This window comes from uncultured Paraglaciecola sp., from assembly GCF_913020055.1.
Lineage (GTDB): Bacteria > Pseudomonadota > Gammaproteobacteria > Enterobacterales > Alteromonadaceae > Paraglaciecola.
Genome location: NZ_CAJWCF010000021.1, coordinates 30277 through 47778, shown reverse-complemented (window position 1 = coordinate 47778; position 17502 = coordinate 30277). Strand labels below are relative to the sequence as shown.

Sequence of the window (17502 nt, the reverse complement as noted above, 5' to 3'; positions counted from 1 at the left end):
GACTACAATGTCTCTTCTGATGTTTATTCTGTTACTTCATTCAATGAATTAGCCCGTGAAGGTCAAGACGTGGTTCGCTGGAATATGTTAAATCCAGAAGCAACACCTTTGACTGCGCACATTGGTCAAGTCATTACTAAAGACGCTGGTCCAGCAATTGCTGCGACTGACTATATTAAAGGTTATTCAGATCAAGTTCGTGCGTTCATCGACACTGATTATCGCTGTTTAGGTACCGACGGTTTTGGCCGCAGTGATAGTCGTGCGAATCTTCGTACTCACTTTGAAGTGAATGCTGCTTATGTAGTAGTGGCTTCTTTGTATGAGTTGTCTAAACGTGGCGAAGTTGAGAAGAGTGTTGTAACTGAGGCAATTGAACGCTTTGAGATCAATGCAGATAAAATCAATCCACTTTACGCCTAATTGTGACTAGATAAGGAGTCTTACATATGTCTGATATTCAAAAAATTCTAGTCCCCGATGTAGGCGGCGAAGAAGTTGAAATAATCGAAATTTGTTTCGCCGTTGGCGACACACTAGAAGCCGACGAAGGTATTGTTACCGTTGAGACTGATAAAGCATCAATGGATATCCCTGCACCTTTCGCTGGTGAATTAACCAGTTTATCGGTCAAAGTAGGTGACAAAATCAAAGAAGGTGATGTCATTGGTGAAATTAAAGCAGCCGGTTCAGCTTCAGCTGAATCGGAGGAAGCAGCGCCGGTAAAAGAAGCACCAACAAAAGCACCAGTTGCAGCGGCTGAAAAATCAGCTGAACCAGCACCCGCAGCAGCTCCAGTAGCGAACACTGCAAGTGAACTTGTTGACGTAGCTGTGCCTGATATAGGTGAAGATGGCGAAGTTGATGTGATTGACGTATTGGTATCTGTTGGTGATGTAATTGAACTAGAAGACGGTTTAATCACTTTAGAAACAGACAAAGCGACTATGGATGTGCCATCGACTCACGCTGGAACAGTCAAAGAAGTCTACATATCAAGTGGCGATAAAGTTAAGCAAGGCACGCTTGTTATTAAGCTTGAAACCGCCGGTGGTGCTCCAGCAGCAACTGAAGCTGCACCTGTGGCAGAAGCTCCTGCAGTAGCAGCAGAAAAACCAGCAGTTACAACACCTGCTCCAGCAAAAGCCGCACCTGTGCCAGCGGAACCTACTCAATCAACTGGTGGTAAAGCCCACGCTTCACCTTCAGTACGCAGAGTAGCGAGAGAATTTGGTGTAGATTTAAGCCAAGTCGCAGGGTCTGGGCCGAAAAAGCGAATTCTTAAAGAAGACGTGCAAGCTTATGTGAAAGCAGAATTGGCCAAACCACGCACAGCCAGTGGCAATGCAGCTGGTGGTGGTAATGCTTTACAAATTGCCTCGGTTAAACCGGTTGACCATGCCAAGTTTGGTGAGATTGAAGTATTACCCTTAACTCGTATTCAAAAGATATCTGGCCCCTTCTTACACCGTAACTGGGCCACTATCCCGCATGTTACCCAGTTTGACGAAGCCGATATCACTGATGTTGAAAATTTCCGCAAAGAGCAAAATGCTTACCATGGAAAAATCAAATCTGGATTAAAAATTACACCTTTAGTTTTTGTTATGAAAGCAGTTGCTAAAGCCCTTGAAAAATACCCGGCATTTAACTCTTCATTATCTGATGATGGCGAAAGTTTAATTCTTAAGAAGTTTATTAATATTGGTATCGCGGTAGAAACCCCAGGCGGTTTAGTGGTTCCCGTTATTAAAGACGTCAATAAAAAAGGCATTGAGCAACTGTCACAAGAGTTAATTGAAACCTCAGTCAAAGCCCGTGAAGGCAAGTTAAAAGCAACGGATATGCAAGGGGGTACTTTTACTATATCAAGCTTAGGCGGTATTGGTGGTACAGCGTTTACGCCCATTGTTAATGCGCCTGAAGTTGCTATATTAGGCGTCTCTAAATCAGAGATGAAACCTAAGTGGAATGGCAAGGAATTTGAACCCCGATTGATGGTGCCGTTAAGTTTGTCTTACGATCACCGAGTAATTGATGGTGCGGTAGGTGCTCGTTTTTCTACTGAAGTTGCTGCAAATTTAACTGATTTACGTAGAATAATACTTTAGTGAACAATAGGTAGCAGTATACTGTTACCTATTATTAAGCCAACAAGGCTGAATTCATTCACGACATGTTACTTGCACAACGGGCAAAACATGTTGTTCAAAAACAGAATTTGAGGATCATATGAGCGAAATTAAGACTCAACTAGTAGTATTAGGTGCAGGCCCAGGAGGCTATGCAGCTGCTTTTCGTGCTGCAGATTTAGGTATAGAAACAGTGATAGTAGATGCTCGTGAAACATTGGGCGGCGTGTGCTTGAACGTGGGTTGTATACCATCAAAAGCACTATTACACGTAGCCAAAGTCATTGACGATGCCAAAGAGATGGCCGGTCACGGTGTCACTTTTGGTGAACCCACCATCGATTTAGACAAAGTACGTGGATGGAAAGACAGCGTAGTTACCCAGTTAACTAAAGGTTTATCTGGTATGGCTAAAATGCGTAAAGTAAAACACGTACAAGGTTATGGCAAATTCTCTGGAAGCAATACTCTAGAAGTGGAAGGTAAAGACGGTAAAACCACTATTACCTTTGATAACGCTATTATTGCAGCTGGCTCTGAGCCAGTGAGTCTGCCCTTTATTCCACAAGATGATCCTCGCGTAATCGATTCAACTGGCGCACTAGAAATGGCCGACATTCCTGAAAAAATGTTAGTCCTAGGTGGCGGAATCATCGGCTTAGAAATGGGTACTGTTTATCGTGCACTGGGTTCAAAAATTGACGTGGTTGAGTTTCTTGACCAGTTAGTGCCAGCAGCCGACAAAGACGTGGTAAAGGTTTATCAAAAATACGTTAAAGACAAATTTAACGTTATGCTTGAAACCAAAGTAACAGGTGTTGAAGCTAAGAAAGATGGTTTGTATGTGTCTTTTGAAGGTAAACAAGCCCCAGCAGAGCCAGTTAAATACGATAAAGTATTAGTGGCGGTTGGTCGTCGTCCAAATGGCAGCATGGTAGACGCAGAAAAAGCCGGCGTAGCAGTAGATGAGCGTGGTTTTATCAATGTTGATAAGCAGCTTCGTACCAACGTGTCTAACATTTTTGCTTTAGGTGATGTAATCGGTCAGCCGATGCTTGCGCACAAAGCAGCACATGAAGGTCATGTAGCGGCTGAAGTAATTTCAGGATTGAAACACTTTTTTGACCCTAAATGTATTCCTTCGGTTGCTTATACCGATCCAGAAATGGCATGGGTAGGTTTAACTGAAAAAGAAGCCAAAGAACAAGGTATTAAATACGAAGCGGCGACTTTCCCTTGGGCTGCATCAGGCCGTGCGATAGCATCTGCACGTACAGAAGGTTTAACCAAGTTAATCTTTGACAAAGACTCGCATCGTATTATTGGTGGTGCCATTGTAGGCATTAACGCTGGTGAAATGTTAGGTGAAATTGGTTTAGCAATTGAAATGGGCGCAGATGCAGAAGACATAGCATTAACCATTCATGCTCACCCAACTCTTAACGAGTCAATCGGACTAGCAGCTGAAATGTACGAAGGTAGTATCACTGACTTGCCTAACGCCAAGGCTAAGAAAAAGTAATACATTTTATTTCTAACAAAAAGGGCCGTCTGGCCCTTTTTTATTGCTCAAATTTAACTTGTTTTTCCCAACACAGAGGAAAAGGAGAGCACACAGAAAAGCCAATAATCATCGATTAGTTAGGTATTTTAATCCATTTACTCCTCTGTGTAGCCAAGTTCTCTATGGTTTAATGATTACATTTCTCAAGTGCATTCATTGTAACAAATCCTCATACTTAACTTTTTTCAGTTTTTGTAGTTGCTTCCAGCAATCAGTAAACTGATTCCCTTCTTTGATATGAATCCAGAAGATGCCGGTAATTACGGAGCAATTGACGCAGTAATTGGCCACAAAATTGGTCTTGGATTTGACCACCAAAGATCAAAATATGATGGTCAAAGTAACTTACGTAGTTGATGGACAGATAAAGAGGGTCCAGTTTTTGATGTATTAGGCAAAAACATCGATGATTTAGCAGGTGTGACTATTGGTTACAAAGCGTATCAGATGTCACTAAATGGCAAAGATGCACCAGTGATTGATTGACTTAACACCTACTGATTAACTTGATGCCAATTTTCTCCGTAATACTTGCTCATGATGTTACTTAGGGTGCCGTTATCAATCAATAATTTTACTGCATGTCGTAACTGGCTAATATCCACTTTACTTTTAGAATGCTTAGATAACTGCAACCATTGTTCACGCTCTCCGATTACAAAATTATTAGTTGGGTCAACACTTGTCACTGGAATTTTATTTTGTGAGAGCTGGTAGGAAAGGACTAAGGCACTGCCCGCAATTGCATCAACACGGTCAATATTAAGCATGCTAACTGCCTGCTTATAGTTCGTCACTTCTAAGGTTGTCAATTTATCATCATTATCGAATTTATCGCTCAAACGAGTCCCGCGAGTTTTACCAATAATAAGCGATGATAAATCATCATATGTTCGAATTTGTTTACCCACTTTTGGAATGACAACAGTTTTAAAGCTTTTAATAAGGGCAACATACTCAACAAGATGAGAGCGTTTAGGGGATCGAAATACAATTCCTCCATCATGATGCCCATTTTCTATACTTCTCCATATTCGGGCATAAGGCATTAACCGTATACGCATACAAATACCAGACAAGGCTTCAATCTCTTCAAGCACTTCAGTGTGCATACCTACAAGTTTATTATCCTTGTTGTAATAGCCCAAAGGTGCATTTTGAATGACATGCATGTCCAAGCACTTTTCTTTACTCTGTGTTTCAACAGAAAGAAGCGTGAAACAAAAAAAAGCAATAAGAAAGGCACAGCGCATACTGCAAATATCCATAAAAAATTATACATTCACCTTAACCTTATTCATTTCATTTGAAAATGCAATAACCTACCTAAACCAATAATTTATTATTACAAGTTGGGGCTAAACATAGATAAGCGTGTTAAATAAGAATTCCATTTTAAAGATACCAAGTTGATAGGAAAATCGGTCAACAGAGTTAAAATCTGGTAACTTAATGTGGTCGCTAATAGCGGCCTTTTTAAGACATGGTGAGCTGAGGTGTTGAGTGAAATATTGGCGTAAGGTACATAAATGGCTAGGTTTTGTTGTCGCTATCCAAGTGTTGTTATGGATAAGTGGCGGCGTGGTTATGAGTGTATTGCCTATCGAAGAAGTAAGGGGAAAACATCTGCTTGTCCCTATAAGCGACAGCATACAACCGCAAAACACAGTGCTAAGTGAGACCTTATCCCTCAATCAATGGCAAAGCATAAATTGGCACCTAAGAGGGAATAAATGGATAATAAAAGCGACTGGTTTTGATGGTCAAACAAAATGGCTTGATCCCTCAAGCGGACAGCCAGTAGGGCATTTAAGCAAAACTGAAATTAACAGTATTGCCACCTCACGTCATGTTAATCAGGTTGAAGTGGCAGCAATCTATAATTTAGAACAAATCCCTTTTGAAGTTAGGCACTTGGCAACACCTTTATATCAAGTCAATTTCGATGACTGGATCAATAGTACGTTTTATATCAACCCACAATCTGGTGATATATCCTCGGTGCGAAGCGATATCTGGCGTCTCTATGATTTTTTCTGGATGTTACATATTATGGACTATCAAGAACGCGAAGACTTTAATCACCCTATTCTAATAATCGCTGCATTACTGTCTTTAGCGTTTACGATGACAGGATTGTTATTAATATATTTTTCTATAATAAAGCCTTGGTATGCTAGGGTTAAATATCGTACTAAAGCTCGGGTGTAATACCAATCGCCATTAGAAAGGACTAAAAATAGACTGGACGTTTTGAGAGTGAGTAATGACTTATAGTAAGTTGAATAAATTACAGAGGTAAACTTTGAAGCAAATTGAAATCTTTGAAATTACCAGTCCGTGTATTGGAGTTTGCCAGTCTGGGGCAAAAGGTTTCTGTATTGGCTGTTATCGTTCCAGAGAGGAAAGATTACATTGGATAAACTTAGAACAAGATGTACAGAGCAAAATAATTAAAGCTTGTGCAGTGCGCAAAAAAAGGGCAAACGCATTGAGGAAAAACAAAAAAAGTCCAACTGATGATTCAAACCAACTTGGCTTTTTAGACGATTCATTTACTCAAAAAAAATAATGCAGCTAGCCTAAAGGCTCCCTCCACAAATCAGTTTAATCAATAAAGAGGTTCGTCATGTCCAAACTTAACACCGCACTCATTACAGGTTCATCAGAAGGTATTGGCCGCAGTTTTGCAGAAATATATGCGAAAAATGGGCATGATCTCGTATTAGTTGCTCGTAACAAAATCAAGCTTGAAGAATTTGCACAGGAACTAAAAGCTAAATATCCAGTAGAGGTTGAGGTATTCGCTGCCGATCTCATTCCCGTTGATGCTGCACAAAAATTGTTTGAAGCCATCGCTCTTAAAGAAATCAAAATAGATATTTTGGTGAATAATGCCGGCATGATGCAAGTGGAAAAATTAAGTGAAAGCGATCCACAAAAACTCAACAACTTATTACAGTTGAATATCCAAAGTTTAGTCAATATGACACAACAGTTTATCAATCCTATGATCAATCGCGGGCAAGGTAAAATAGTCAATGTGGGCTCAATCGCCAGCTTTATGCCAACACCTAACTTTGCTGCTTACGGGGCGAGCAAAGCCTTTGTTTTATCTTTTTCAGAGGGTATTGCCGAAGAACTTCGTGGTACGGGTGTAAGTGTCACTTGCGTATGTCCAGGCATGACAGAAACTAAAATGCTCAGTCACGCCGAAGGCATGGAAAAATTCATTCCTAAATTTTTAAAAGCAGACCCAATGGAACTTGCTGCACAAGCATACAAGGCAAGCATGAAAGGGGATGTGGTATTTTTGGACAAGGTAGCAAATAAACTATTAGTACAATGGGCCACGCACTATCCTAGATGGCTAGTACGCGGCGTAAACGGCTTGTTTGCCCGTTTTAAGTAACATGCTTAATGTGTTGCAGTATTTGTCTGGTTATATCGTTATATAATTGACTTGGAATGGTGTGGCCCATTCCAGGATAAGTCTTTATTTTGGAATTTGGTATAGCATTAGCGGTGGCATGCCCACAGGCGACAAGTACCAAAGGGTCATTTTCTCCATGTAAAATCAAGCTAGGTATTTTTAAAGTATGCAAAGCTGCAGTTCTATCTGGTGAGTCCAAAATAGCGGCTAGTTGACGCCCATTGCCAGCAGGATTAAAACCTCTTTGTAATGCTCGTTTTATCAAACCAAGCACTTTTTGTTGGTCAAATGGATAAAAATCCCCCTGAATTATCCGCCATACATGCATGCCATAGGTGATGGCTTTATTGACATCTTTAGGCGGTGGTTTGAGCATTTTCAAACTAAATGCCGCAGACGGTTTAGGCAGCTTTTTATTACCAGTGGTAGACATGATAGAGGTTAACGTTTTAACTCTATGAGGATGATGAATGGCGATTTCTTGGGCAATCATTCCGCCCATGGACACGCCCACAATGTGCGCACTTTCGATGCTTAAGGCATCCAATAAGCCTAGAGTGTCATTCATCATATCAGACAATAAATAAGCTGCGCCTAAGGAGCGTTTAAACACGGCATTTGCCAGTAACGCCGCAACAGAAGGGGCCGGCAAAGAATCCAACCAAGTACTTTTGCCAATATCACGGTTATCAAATCTAATAACCCAGTAACCTTGTGAAGCAAGTAATTTACAAAACTCTTCGTCCCAATAAATCATTTGAGTGGCTAACCCCATGATCAATACAATCGCAGGATGACTTTTATCCCCGAAACTATCGTAATTAATCTGAATATCGTTAGCTGAAGCCAGCTGCTCAGGGTGGTGGACAATCGAACTCAAAGGCTTTACAACTCGTAGAATATTAAACGAACTTTAGCTTGCCTGAAAACTGAGATTTTTCAAGCTCATCATTGTTATATGGCTGCCAGTTAGACTCTTCTTGAGCCAATCTATTCGCTACCACCCAAACGACCTGAGGATTATGCCCTAAACCAGTATGACTGCCTCTTACCTGAATGTTCTCCGCTTGATGATGATCTTCGATTCGGTGATTGATACAAGCTTGCCAATGCGCGACACCATCACTTTTTGAATACAATGCAGAATTGGGGACCGGGGGCGGTGTATACATTTGCTGCAACACCTCTGGATTAGATTGCGCTAAATTACCATTGATAAATTCAAACAATCCTTCAGCTGCGGGAGTTGAACCATGAGGTCCATTGAAAGGGCTGCCAAGTGTAATCACTTGGCGCACACAATCTGGAATAATGCGGGCCAGCTCTCTAGCCAAAATACCACCTAAACTCCATCCAACTAAACTCACCTTAGCATTATGGATAACAGACAATTCAATCACTCGATTAATCAATTTGTCACTTAATACTTGTTCACCACCGACTATATGCGTACCTAAATTACGTCCCAATTCCCAGCCATAGGTTTTATAACCTTTACCTTTTAAGAATGACCTTATTGGTTTAGTCGATAAATCACTGGCTAAGAATCCTGGCAGCACCATTACTGGGTGACCGTCCCCAGAAGGAGCTTTTCTTAAAAAGGGCAACGCCGCACCAAAAACACTGAGTTCAATTAATGATCTTCCTTCGCTGAACATATGAAATAACGAGGGCCTTGGTATAGTAGGTAATACATGTTTCATAACAAATCCTATAAATGGAGTAACTTATTCGTCTTGCATAAGCGCATTAAGGGCCGCTTGATTGGTTAGTTTTTCCTGCACCGCCAGCTCCAACTCATTAGCACTTTCGCGAATGTAACGGGTAAACATATGTAAATCGGGCATTAAATTTGCTGAACTTGTTGGGCTAATAGATAGGGTGCCGTTATAACTACAAATAGGCATGATCAACCCCATGCCATCAAAAATAGGCGCTGTTCCCATATTAACAATCAGCTTATGACCAGCTAGATAAATGGGTATTTGTGGGCCGGGTACATTAGTTATAACCACATTAAAAAGAGGACTATGGTGTTTGGCTATTGCGGCTCTGGAGTAAAACCTCGCTGCCACACCCGCTAAACCAAATGGAATTAATTCGGCGTATCCCATCAAACTTTTTGCATCTATGGCATCTTGATAAAGCTTTCCTACCATAGTATTAATTTGAATCTTCTCAAGGCGTTTTATTGGATCTTCAACATCGGTAGCCAACTGCACATACATTGCAGACACTTGGTTACCCATGGCATTTTTTTCTTCTGCTGTGCGAGTTGATACTGGCACCATGGCAACAAGGGGCTTATCAGGTAACTCACCCTTTTCCAATAGATAATGCCTAAGTGCACCAGCACATATGGCTAAAATCACATCATTTAGGGTAGCCCCATCTACTACTTTTCTAAGGGCCTTAACGCGATGGATATCCAATATTGCAGAGTCCCAGGTCCGCTCCATTTCTACCGTATCGTTAAACCTTGTTTTGGGCGCGTTAAACGGCATTGTAGGCATTTTAATGCCTTGTGCTCGGGTCATGTAACCGGCTTTTAATGTAGCTTTACCTGTATCCCACAATAATCCTGGAAGTTTAGTCGGCCGCGAAATAAAGTTATAGGCACTTTTGGCCATCAATCCAACCGGACCAGGAATTTCTTGCCTCTGCTTAATAACAGCTGGTTTGGGAGGTTTTGGTGTAGGTGATACGTCAAACAGCATCGTCATCAAATCGGCGCCAGACTTGCCATCAAAACCTGAGTGATGAACCTTACTAATTAAGGCAACTGAGCCTTTTGGCACTTGGGGGATGCTGTCTATGCCTTCAACGAAGATAAACTCCCATAAAGGCCGTTCTCGGTTTAGCTGTTGAGAAAACAACCTAGATGCCAAATAACGTAGTTCTTTCCAGCCACCTGGTCGCGGCAAAGCAGTTCGGTGCATGTGCATATTGATATCAAAATCAGGATCTTCGACCCAGTATGGTCTATCTAAACTAAGAGGCACTGTGACCAATTTTTGCGTAAGTTTTTCTACGGTATGCACCCGCTCACTTACATACTGACGAAAGTCTTCAAATTTAAGCGCACCTTCTAAGATGGCGACTCCGCCTATATGCATAGGCATCTTCGGTGTTTCAAGATATAAAAAAGAAGCATCTAATCCAGAAAGCTCTTCCATAGGAACCATTCATATTGTAAATAACTTGTTAAAACACCCTATCTTTTTCTAAATAAAAATCAACCTATTTTAGCTAGACAGCTGAATGTAAATAAAAAGAAACTCCTTTTTCAAATCATGAGTGTTTATACTAGGTCAACATAATTTCCAAAAACATAAACTATGTCATCAATTTACCCAGTAGATATTGCTAGAGTCGCCAGTCAATCTTTTGCCTTACCGGACATTTGTGTGCGTATCCGCGCAATGTTAGATGATGGCCAATCAGACTTAGAGGATATTAGTCGGTTCATTTCCCTCGATCCCTCTTTATCTTCTAAACTACTTAAGTTAGCAAACAGTCCCTTATTCCGTTTTGAGTCTCAAATCGATTCTTTAGCTAAAGCCATCAATATTATTGGTGGCGAAGCCTTATATAATCTAGTCATGGCAGAAACTGCGAGCTCGGCATTTGAACACTTCAGCAGTGATGTAATTGATTTAAAAAGGTTTTGGTTACAGAGTATTTATGCTGCGTTGGTAGCAAAACATCTAGCTAAAATGGTCAGAATAAGAGGTAGCGAACGTTTTTTCTTATTAGGATTGTTACATAATTTAGGTGAGTTGTTAGTGGCCGTTCAAGCCCCAAATTTGGCAATTGAATGTTGTAAATATGACGAAAAAACCTCGCCATGGAAATTACAGAAGCAAGTTCTTGGTTTTGACTACGCAAGTTGCAGCGCAAAATTAATGGAATTTTGGCATTTACCTAGCCAGTTATACCTTCCAGTGATGGAACTGCATGATGAAAATAAAGCATTAAAAAGTAAAGATATCGCGATAATTTATACCGCTGTAAGAGCTGCTGTTGCGATGACCCATGATAATTTGTATTCAGCTAGTCAGTTAGTCACTCCTCTAGTTTTAAAATATTTGAAGCTCGATCAAGAAGATTTGAAAGATGCGGTTAAATTTGCATCAATGGAAGCGGATGGCGTATTGAGTGTTATGAACCCCTCATTTGGCTAATCATTCCACCTCTCCTACCGCAAAGTGCCCTGTCATACTGAATTGGTCATTTGGGGATGGGAGGGAAAAACACCTTGAAAAACCCGTATTTGTTGCATGTTTTGTGCTTTATCTATCCACAAGTCTAATAATTATAGATATAATATTCCGCTAAATTTTTAGATTAGTAGTGTTTTTAAGATCATGAAGTGCTTTCTCCTCCTTTTTGTTTTACTAACGGCAAGTAGTGCTTTTGCTAAGCAAGGCATCATGCACTCTCTTTATCTAGCAGATAGACCTACTTATGATGATGATGATGAATTATCCATGATTGGCGAATTTGGCTTTTTGGTGGCAAGTGGAAATACCAATACCTCAACAATCACAGCTAAGATAAATACCAGTCAAGAGTTAACCTCTTGGAGTTATCAAATCAGAGGTAATGCTCTTTACAAACAAAGCCAACAAGAAGTTGAGGGTGAAAGAAGTAATACCGCATCAGCACAAAAACTATTCTTATCTGGGCAACTCGATCACAAACTGGCAGAACCCGATGACCGACTTTTTATCTACGGTGAATATGAAAATAATCGCTTCAGTGGTTTTCGTTACCAAGCTGCATTTGCAACCGGATGGACGTCAAGGTTGTGGCACGATAAACAAAGTGAATTTAAATACAGTGTGGGTCCCGGCTACGCCATATCAGAACTTGAAGATGATAATAATGAAGAAGATAGCAGAGGTCTTATTGTAAGAGCTGCAATGGAATACAAACGAAAATTTTCTAAAAGTGCGACTTTTCGACAATTTTTGAGCACTGAAGCAGACCAAGAATTTACCAAAACCAAATCTGAAACCTCACTGTCTACAAAGTTGACTGGGGCTTTGGCTATGAAGTTAAGTTTGGTCATGAATCTCGATACCAGCGTTGGGCCCGATACTGAAGAACTGGACACTGAAGCCGCAGTAACCTTGGTTTATCAGTTTTTTTAAACAAAGTTCGACTAACGTAGAATACGATTATAGTTAAGTTTCTGTCAGACTATTAAGTGCATGGCTACTGAGTTTTATTTACACACAAAGGATATACGAATGAACAAATCTTTATTTTTACTTGGGCTCTGTGCCGCAGGGAATGTATTAGCAGCAGACGAAGTAAAACCTTTCTCAATGGACGGCGAATTTGGTTACATTGCAACAACAGGTAATACTGAAACAACCTCGATTAAAGCTAAGTTATCAGCCCATCAGGAACTGACTCAGTGGAGCAATGACTTCACTGTTGAAGCATTGTACAAAAAAGACGAAATCAGTGGTGTGGAACAAACAACCGCACAAAAATATTTCTTATCAGGTCAAGGTAACTACAAGTTAGAAAATCCTGATCATCGTTTATTTGGTTTTGCTTCATATGAAGACGACAAGTTTAGCAGTTACGACTACCAAGCAACTTTAGCTACTGGTTGGTCACATAAGTTGTGGGAAGACGATACAAGTAAATTTAATTACAGCATCGGTCCTGGTTATTCATTTGCTGAAACTAACGAAGGTGTTGAACAAAATGGGTTCATTGTTAGGGCTGCGTTGGATTACCAATGGAAAATTTCTGATACCGCCAACTTCAAACAGCTAGTTAGTACTGAGGTCGGCAGCGACAATACTAAGTCTAAATCAGAGACTTCTGTGTCTGCGCAAATAAGCGGAGGTTTATCTCTTAAAGTCTCACTTATCCTAGATCATAACTCGGATGTGGCTGACGGTATCGACAATCTAGATACACAAACAGCTGTGACTTTAGTTTATAGCTTCTTCTAAAACCTATATGTCTTAATATTTTCTAGCAGGCCATCCGGTCTGCTAGAAAATTTTCCGTCATTTACAATGTATACGTTTATATAATGCTGGTGATAAACCGTACTTAGCTTCAAACGCACTACAAAAACCCAATATCGACTTATAACCTACGTTAACACTAACCGACTTAACCACACTGCCCGTTTCTAATAAATGTTTCGCTCTAAACAAACGCCTATTTTCTAAAAACTTCGAAGGTGTACAACCTACTTCATCAGTAAATTTTCGATAAAATGTACGTTCAGTCATTGCTGATTGTTCAGCCATATCTCTTACTTTAATAGGTTTATGCAGGTTTCTATCTAGCCAAACAACAATATCTGAAAACATATGCTGATTTTGTGCTGCCAACAATTCACTAAACTGCGATTGGTGTCCCAGCCGCTGAGCATAAACGACTAACCAACTAGCCACTTTGTGCATCACTTTCTGATCATGATCCTTGCCTACCATAGCCAGTGCCATGTCGATACCCGTTGTAACACCAGCAGATGTCCATATATTGTCATCAATACAATACAATGCGTCTTGTTCTACATTTACCCTAGGGTAATCACTACTCAACTGCTCAAGATCAGCCCAGTGTGTTGTGGCCTTTCTACCATGCAACAAGTCGTTTGCTGCAAGCACTAACGCACCAGAACAAATTGAACCTAAACGTTCAGCTTTTTGCGAATTTAGCGCCAACCAAGCACTTAAATTAGACTTTTCAGAGACCTGACTGATTGCTTTTTTTTCCCCTCCTACAATCAATATAGTGTCTGAAGAACGTACATTGAATCCTTCAATAGCTTGGCTATTGACCTCAATACCGCTGCGCGATCCGATAAGTCCACCACCAGAAGAAAGAGTACATATTGAATAAATTGGTTGTTCTACTAATGTTTTTGCAGCCGTAAAGACCGAAGACGGCCCAGAGAGATCCAGTAATTCAAACTGATCAAATATTACAAATAGGATACGCCGAGTTGCAAACATGGCATAAAACTATGCTTTTATGTCATTTCTGTCAAACAGTTTATCCATTAGTATTTTTCTCATTCGATTAACAACAAAACATATCAAGAAACGGGACTTCATAAGCCTAAAATAGTCGCTTATATAATTATCAACATACGTTAATCACCTTGGGATAAATCTAATGGCAGATAAAATTGAACAGCTAAATATTGGCATATACATCTATAAAAACGCTGAAGTGTTGGACTTTTCTGGTCCTTTTGAAGTGTTTTCTACCGCTAATCGCTTAAACAAAAAAAAACTACGAATGAATGTATTTTTGATTGGCGAGACTGAACTGGCTATTCAGGCAAGAGGTGGATTTTGTATCACACCAACATATTGTATTGGAACTCACCCAAAACTTGATTTGCTTATAGTAGCCGGAGGTGTGCACACCGAAGAAATGCATAAAGCCCAAATCATTCAATGGCTAAAAGAACAAGCGAATAAGGTTCCTATTATCGCCTCTGTTTGTACCGGTGCTTTTTTATTGGCCCAAGCCGGCATCCTAAACAATTATCAAGCCACAACCCATTGGAGTGATATCGAGGATTTTAAACAATCATTTCCTGATATTCCGATAATTGAGAATGTTCGTTGGGTAGATAACCAACACGTTATCACCTCTGGTGGAATTTCTGCCGGCATCGACATGAGCTTACATTTGCTCAGCAAATTTTACAGCCAACAACTGGCATTATCTACGGCTAAACAAATGGAATTCCAGTGGACCAATACAGGATTCCATTGCCCAACTAAGGAAAAACAGCATGCTGCAACTTAGACCCAACTGTGAAAGTTGTAACCTCGACTTAGCTGCCGATTCAGCAGCCTATATCTGTACATTTGAATGTACTTTCTGTGAAAATTGCGCCGTCAATTCACATACACATATTTGTCCAAATTGCCGCGGTAACTTGGAGAAAAGGCCCATTCGCCCTAAAGAACTCTTAGACAAATATCCACCATCAACTAAAAGGGTTACTAACTAAATGCAGTTTATTAGCGCCAAAGATTTTACAGCTGAAAATTCATGGCAGGCAATAACGATTGCCCGCATGCAAGGAGTTTCAACCCGCCTGCATTGGATCGACACGCCATATTATTGGCATATTAATGAGGGTAAAGAAGTATTTGTGGTATTGGATGGTAAAGTTGTCATGTACTACGAGCAACATGGTAAACAGTTTTCAAAACCACTTGAAATAGGCGACATCTTTTATGCGTCCACTGGCACCAAACACTATGCTGCTCCTATTGGTGAAGCGAGAGTATTAGTGATTGAACAGCAGGGCAGCATATAACCTGTACTCAGGTTATATATTCTTTACCAACGGTATTGCAGTACTGCGAGGCTTTGCTGTTGATTGATTTCGACTTTTTGACCTAAGGTTGCTCTGATATCAGCAGCATTTTTATTGATATGCTGCTCAACACCAATTTGCCAATTCTTATCTAAATCATACCGCCAAGCCAATGTATAACCTTGGCCATCGCTATTATTCGGGTCCCATGGAAAAATATCATCTTCCGCGACTTTAAACTTATCAAAACGCAGGCTAATTCTATGGTCTTTGTGTTTGTGACTCAGCATCACATACCAAGCATCAAAATCAATAAAAACAAAGCGGTCGCCCATGACAGAACTGCCTGTTAGCCATTGCCCCAGTATACGTGTATTGCCATTAAATTTATGTTGTACAGCAAGGGAATGAAATTTAGTTCGCCAAGCGTATAATCTTTCCTGACTGACCGCTAATGGATCGGCTTGATTGTCGTAATAGTAATAGCGCAAAGTGGACTGTTTATAATATTCAATGTGTGTACCCAGATAAAAACCAATGTTCCCATCCAACTCATGAAAAGGCTCAACATAATCTGGATGAAAAATACGGTCTGTTTGAATAACACTGGGATAGGGTGCAAAAGGTACACGGTCATTATTTAAACTTTGTCTGTCATGCAATGCAAAACCACGCCAACTTATAAGTGTCCCCAAAGGGTCATTTGCTTTGAACAGTGAAGCATGGAATTCCCAGGAGATAGGACTATTGCGAGCACGACCAGGACTAAATAAGGTCAATTCCAATCCTGCGGTACGCAGCTCCTCCCCGACCCAACTATTCACTGCTGATTGAGTGTAGGTGAAAGGTGACAGCCATCCAGTATCAACATTCTCCAAAGATAATTTAGGATAGAAAAAGCCAGCTCTTGCGCGCCACCTAAATTTACTATTACTTAATGGTTTGTAACTGATCTGGGCTTGGGATATACCAAGGTTTTGCTCGCCCAACTGGTAATAATTAGCTACAACAACGTAACTCAGACCACTGGCAAAATTATCTGACAGCTCAACCAAAGCTTGTTGTACGTTTGCACTATCTTTGGAGTAGGCGAGAATGCCTGTGTCCTTATCAAACCAAGAGGGTTGTTCATCCGCCTTAACATAGTTAAGTTGCACAACCCCTTTAACTTCAGCAGCGATACAATTAACGCTTAACATACACAGGTTCAGAAAAAATACTTGTAAAACCTTCCCGTAAGACTCCATTTTCCATTTCAAATCTTTATTCATAATCAGAAAATTCATCCGATACATTTTCATATTGATTTACGTCAGGCAAAAGTGCTGATTTAAGGTTAATTTTTATTTCAGATTCCCTCGGCAATGTAAGTTGTCTGGATAAAGAACTCAATTTATCCTTGATCCTAGGATGCCAAACATCTAGTTGATACTCGCCATCAGGTAAATCTAGGGTCAGATTTCCCTTGATATCAGTTTTGCCAAAATACGGAGTATCAACAACAAAAATATAACCTAACATCCAATCATGAATGTTACAGCCTAGCTCAACCGAACCAAGGTTTGAAAAGAGTAAAGGATCTGCCTGAAGCTCTTTATATAATTGTAATTCAAAGGTTTTAGCTGGTGAAAAAGAATACACGTGGTGTTTGATTGAATCTGAATTGGGAAAACGAACCTGAGTGTCTTTTTGTATCGCCAAAATATGCGGTGAAAATTGTGTATCCACCTGATCCATAATAGCCATTTCGTGGGTTTGCGCTAAACCCTGTTTCTGTTTAGGCGTAAAGTACACAACAACATTGGCGAGCTCTTGATCAGATTTCGTCAAAAGGCTGACTGATATTTCTTTAGATTGAACAACATGACTAACCAATAAAAAAACAATCAAAAATCTATTCATGAACACTCACATTAGTTAACGTATCTGCCAGCAAAGACAAGCATACAATAATTCATACCCAAGGAGAGTAGACAGGAGAAATTAACTAAATCATTCATACATCTTGAATATAAATAAAATTTTATGCGCAGTTGAATAACATCCACAT

Annotated in this window: 18 protein-coding genes and 2 pseudogenes; 13 read left to right on the top strand and 7 right to left on the bottom strand. The window is 40.2% G+C overall.

Going from position 1 to position 17502, the window contains the following annotated elements:
- The 4 genes and pseudogenes from aceE to QZ488_RS06635 form a co-directional block, all read left to right on the top strand.
- A pseudogene (gene aceE, locus QZ488_RS06650) lies at positions 1-423 on the top strand (pyruvate dehydrogenase (acetyl-transferring), homodimeric type); the annotation flags it as partial.
- A 26-nt stretch (positions 424-449) separates the two neighbouring features.
- Complete coding sequence (aceF, locus tag QZ488_RS06645; protein WP_293747051.1) at positions 450-2111, top strand: dihydrolipoyllysine-residue acetyltransferase; 1662 nt, start codon at positions 450-452, stop codon at positions 2109-2111.
- 121 nt (positions 2112-2232) lie between these two features.
- Positions 2233-3654: a dihydrolipoyl dehydrogenase gene (gene lpdA / locus QZ488_RS06640; RefSeq protein WP_293747050.1), complete on the top strand. Its 1422-nt coding sequence runs from the start codon at positions 2233-2235 to the stop codon at positions 3652-3654.
- Positions 3655-3921: 267 nt separating this feature from the next.
- Positions 3922-4179 (top strand): annotated as a pseudogene (locus QZ488_RS06635) (M13-type metalloendopeptidase); the annotation flags it as partial.
- Positions 4180-4190: 11 nt separating this feature from the next.
- On the opposite strand, the gene QZ488_RS06630 reads toward QZ488_RS06635, so the two are convergent.
- Positions 4191-4964, bottom strand: coding sequence for a transporter substrate-binding domain-containing protein (locus QZ488_RS06630; protein WP_293747049.1), 774 nt, complete (start codon positions 4962-4964; stop codon positions 4191-4193).
- A gap of 235 nt (positions 4965-5199) precedes the next feature.
- On the opposite strand from QZ488_RS06630, the gene QZ488_RS06625 reads away from it, so the two are divergent.
- From QZ488_RS06625 to QZ488_RS06615, 3 genes are all read left to right on the top strand, one after another.
- A complete protein-coding gene (locus QZ488_RS06625; RefSeq protein WP_293747048.1) occupies positions 5200-5907 on the top strand; it encodes a hypothetical protein in 708 nt (235 codons plus the stop codon).
- 94 nt (positions 5908-6001) lie between these two features.
- On the top strand, positions 6002-6268 hold the full coding sequence (locus tag QZ488_RS06620; RefSeq protein ID WP_293747047.1) for a DUF1289 domain-containing protein: 267 nt from the start codon (positions 6002-6004) through the stop codon (positions 6266-6268).
- A 57-nt stretch (positions 6269-6325) separates the two neighbouring features.
- Positions 6326-7108: an SDR family oxidoreductase gene (locus QZ488_RS06615; protein WP_293747046.1), complete on the top strand. Its 783-nt coding sequence runs from the start codon at positions 6326-6328 to the stop codon at positions 7106-7108.
- On the opposite strand, the gene QZ488_RS06610 is transcribed toward QZ488_RS06615, so the two are convergent.
- Genes QZ488_RS06610 through QZ488_RS06600 form a run of 3 tightly spaced genes read right to left on the bottom strand, consistent with a single transcriptional unit; the run spans position 7101 to position 10305 of the window.
- Positions 7101-8009: an alpha/beta hydrolase gene (locus QZ488_RS06610; RefSeq protein ID WP_293747045.1), complete on the bottom strand. Its 909-nt coding sequence runs from the start codon at positions 8007-8009 to the stop codon at positions 7101-7103. The two genes, QZ488_RS06615 and QZ488_RS06610, sit on opposite strands and share 8 nt — an antisense overlap.
- A 22-nt stretch (positions 8010-8031) precedes the next feature.
- Positions 8032-8832 carry a hypothetical protein gene (locus tag QZ488_RS06605; protein WP_293747044.1) on the bottom strand — a complete coding sequence of 267 codons (801 nt, stop codon included), beginning with the start codon at positions 8830-8832 and terminating at the stop codon, positions 8032-8034.
- A 24-nt stretch (positions 8833-8856) separates the two neighbouring features.
- The gene (locus QZ488_RS06600) at positions 8857-10305 is read right to left on the bottom strand and encodes a wax ester/triacylglycerol synthase family O-acyltransferase (RefSeq protein ID WP_293747043.1); all 1449 of its coding nucleotides are present in this window, start codon (positions 10303-10305) and stop codon (positions 8857-8859) included.
- Positions 10306-10467: 162 nt separating this feature from the next.
- Here QZ488_RS06600 and QZ488_RS06595 point away from each other — a divergent pair, with 162 nt between their 5' ends.
- From QZ488_RS06595 to QZ488_RS06585, 3 genes are all read left to right on the top strand, one after another.
- Positions 10468-11313 carry an HDOD domain-containing protein gene (locus QZ488_RS06595; protein WP_293747042.1) on the top strand — a complete coding sequence of 282 codons (846 nt, stop codon included), beginning with the start codon at positions 10468-10470 and terminating at the stop codon, positions 11311-11313.
- A gap of 183 nt (positions 11314-11496) precedes the next feature.
- Complete coding sequence (locus QZ488_RS06590) at positions 11497-12285, top strand: DUF481 domain-containing protein (protein WP_293747041.1); 789 nt, start codon at positions 11497-11499, stop codon at positions 12283-12285.
- 99 nt (positions 12286-12384) lie between these two features.
- Positions 12385-13107 (top strand): DUF481 domain-containing protein, encoded by a 723-nt coding sequence (locus QZ488_RS06585; RefSeq protein ID WP_293747040.1) that lies wholly within the window; start codon positions 12385-12387, stop codon positions 13105-13107.
- A gap of 57 nt (positions 13108-13164) precedes the next feature.
- On the opposite strand, the gene QZ488_RS06580 is transcribed toward QZ488_RS06585, so the two are convergent.
- Positions 13165-14124, bottom strand: a complete 960-nt coding sequence (locus QZ488_RS06580; protein WP_293747039.1) for a DJ-1/PfpI family protein — start codon at positions 14122-14124, stop codon at positions 13165-13167.
- A 163-nt stretch (positions 14125-14287) separates the two neighbouring features.
- Between QZ488_RS06580 and QZ488_RS06575 the strand changes: the two genes are divergently transcribed.
- The 3 genes from QZ488_RS06575 to QZ488_RS06565 are packed head-to-tail and all read left to right on the top strand — an operon-like array spanning position 14288 to position 15452.
- On the top strand, positions 14288-14932 hold the full coding sequence (locus tag QZ488_RS06575) for a DJ-1/PfpI family protein (RefSeq protein WP_293747038.1): 645 nt from the start codon (positions 14288-14290) through the stop codon (positions 14930-14932).
- Positions 14919-15140 carry a DUF1272 domain-containing protein gene (locus tag QZ488_RS06570; protein WP_293747037.1) on the top strand — a complete coding sequence of 74 codons (222 nt, stop codon included), beginning with the start codon at positions 14919-14921 and terminating at the stop codon, positions 15138-15140. Before QZ488_RS06575 ends, QZ488_RS06570 begins: the two co-directional genes overlap by 14 nt.
- Positions 15141-15452 (top strand): cupin domain-containing protein, encoded by a 312-nt coding sequence (locus QZ488_RS06565; protein ID WP_293747036.1) that lies wholly within the window; start codon positions 15141-15143, stop codon positions 15450-15452.
- Positions 15453-15475: 23 nt separating this feature from the next.
- On the opposite strand, the gene QZ488_RS06560 is transcribed toward QZ488_RS06565, so the two are convergent.
- Positions 15476-16651: a hypothetical protein gene (locus QZ488_RS06560; RefSeq protein ID WP_293747052.1), complete on the bottom strand. Its 1176-nt coding sequence runs from the start codon at positions 16649-16651 to the stop codon at positions 15476-15478.
- Positions 16652-16715: 64 nt separating this feature from the next.
- Positions 16716-17354 (bottom strand): methylamine utilization protein, encoded by a 639-nt coding sequence (locus QZ488_RS06555; RefSeq protein WP_293747035.1) that lies wholly within the window; start codon positions 17352-17354, stop codon positions 16716-16718.
- Positions 17355-17502: the final 148 nt, after the last annotated feature.

Coding starts and splice junctions, on each gene's coding strand:
- QZ488_RS06565 (WP_293747036.1), top strand. CDS start 15,141: ATGCAGTTTATTAGCGCCAAAGATTTTACAGCTGAAAATTCATGGCAG.
- QZ488_RS06570 (WP_293747037.1), top strand. CDS start 14,919: ATGCTGCAACTTAGACCCAACTGTGAAAGTTGTAACCTCGACTTAGCT.
- aceF (WP_293747051.1), top strand. CDS start 450: ATGTCTGATATTCAAAAAATTCTAGTCCCCGATGTAGGCGGCGAAGAA.
- QZ488_RS06555 (WP_293747035.1), bottom strand. CDS start 17,354: ATGAATAGATTTTTGATTGTTTTTTTATTGGTTAGTCATGTTGTTCAA.
- QZ488_RS06615 (WP_293747046.1), top strand. CDS start 6,326: ATGTCCAAACTTAACACCGCACTCATTACAGGTTCATCAGAAGGTATT.
- QZ488_RS06600 (WP_293747043.1), bottom strand. CDS start 10,305: ATGGAAGAGCTTTCTGGATTAGATGCTTCTTTTTTATATCTTGAAACA.
- QZ488_RS06605 (WP_293747044.1), bottom strand. CDS start 8,832: ATGAAACATGTATTACCTACTATACCAAGGCCCTCGTTATTTCATATG.
- QZ488_RS06585 (WP_293747040.1), top strand. CDS start 12,385: ATGAACAAATCTTTATTTTTACTTGGGCTCTGTGCCGCAGGGAATGTA.
- QZ488_RS06560 (WP_293747052.1), bottom strand. CDS start 16,651: ATGTTAAGCGTTAATTGTATCGCTGCTGAAGTTAAAGGGGTTGTGCAA.
- QZ488_RS06595 (WP_293747042.1), top strand. CDS start 10,468: ATGTCATCAATTTACCCAGTAGATATTGCTAGAGTCGCCAGTCAATCT.
- QZ488_RS06575 (WP_293747038.1), top strand. CDS start 14,288: ATGGCAGATAAAATTGAACAGCTAAATATTGGCATATACATCTATAAA.
- lpdA (WP_293747050.1), top strand. CDS start 2,233: ATGAGCGAAATTAAGACTCAACTAGTAGTATTAGGTGCAGGCCCAGGA.
- QZ488_RS06580 (WP_293747039.1), bottom strand. CDS start 14,124: ATGTTTGCAACTCGGCGTATCCTATTTGTAATATTTGATCAGTTTGAA.
- QZ488_RS06630 (WP_293747049.1), bottom strand. CDS start 4,964: ATGGATATTTGCAGTATGCGCTGTGCCTTTCTTATTGCTTTTTTTTGT.
- QZ488_RS06590 (WP_293747041.1), top strand. CDS start 11,497: ATGAAGTGCTTTCTCCTCCTTTTTGTTTTACTAACGGCAAGTAGTGCT.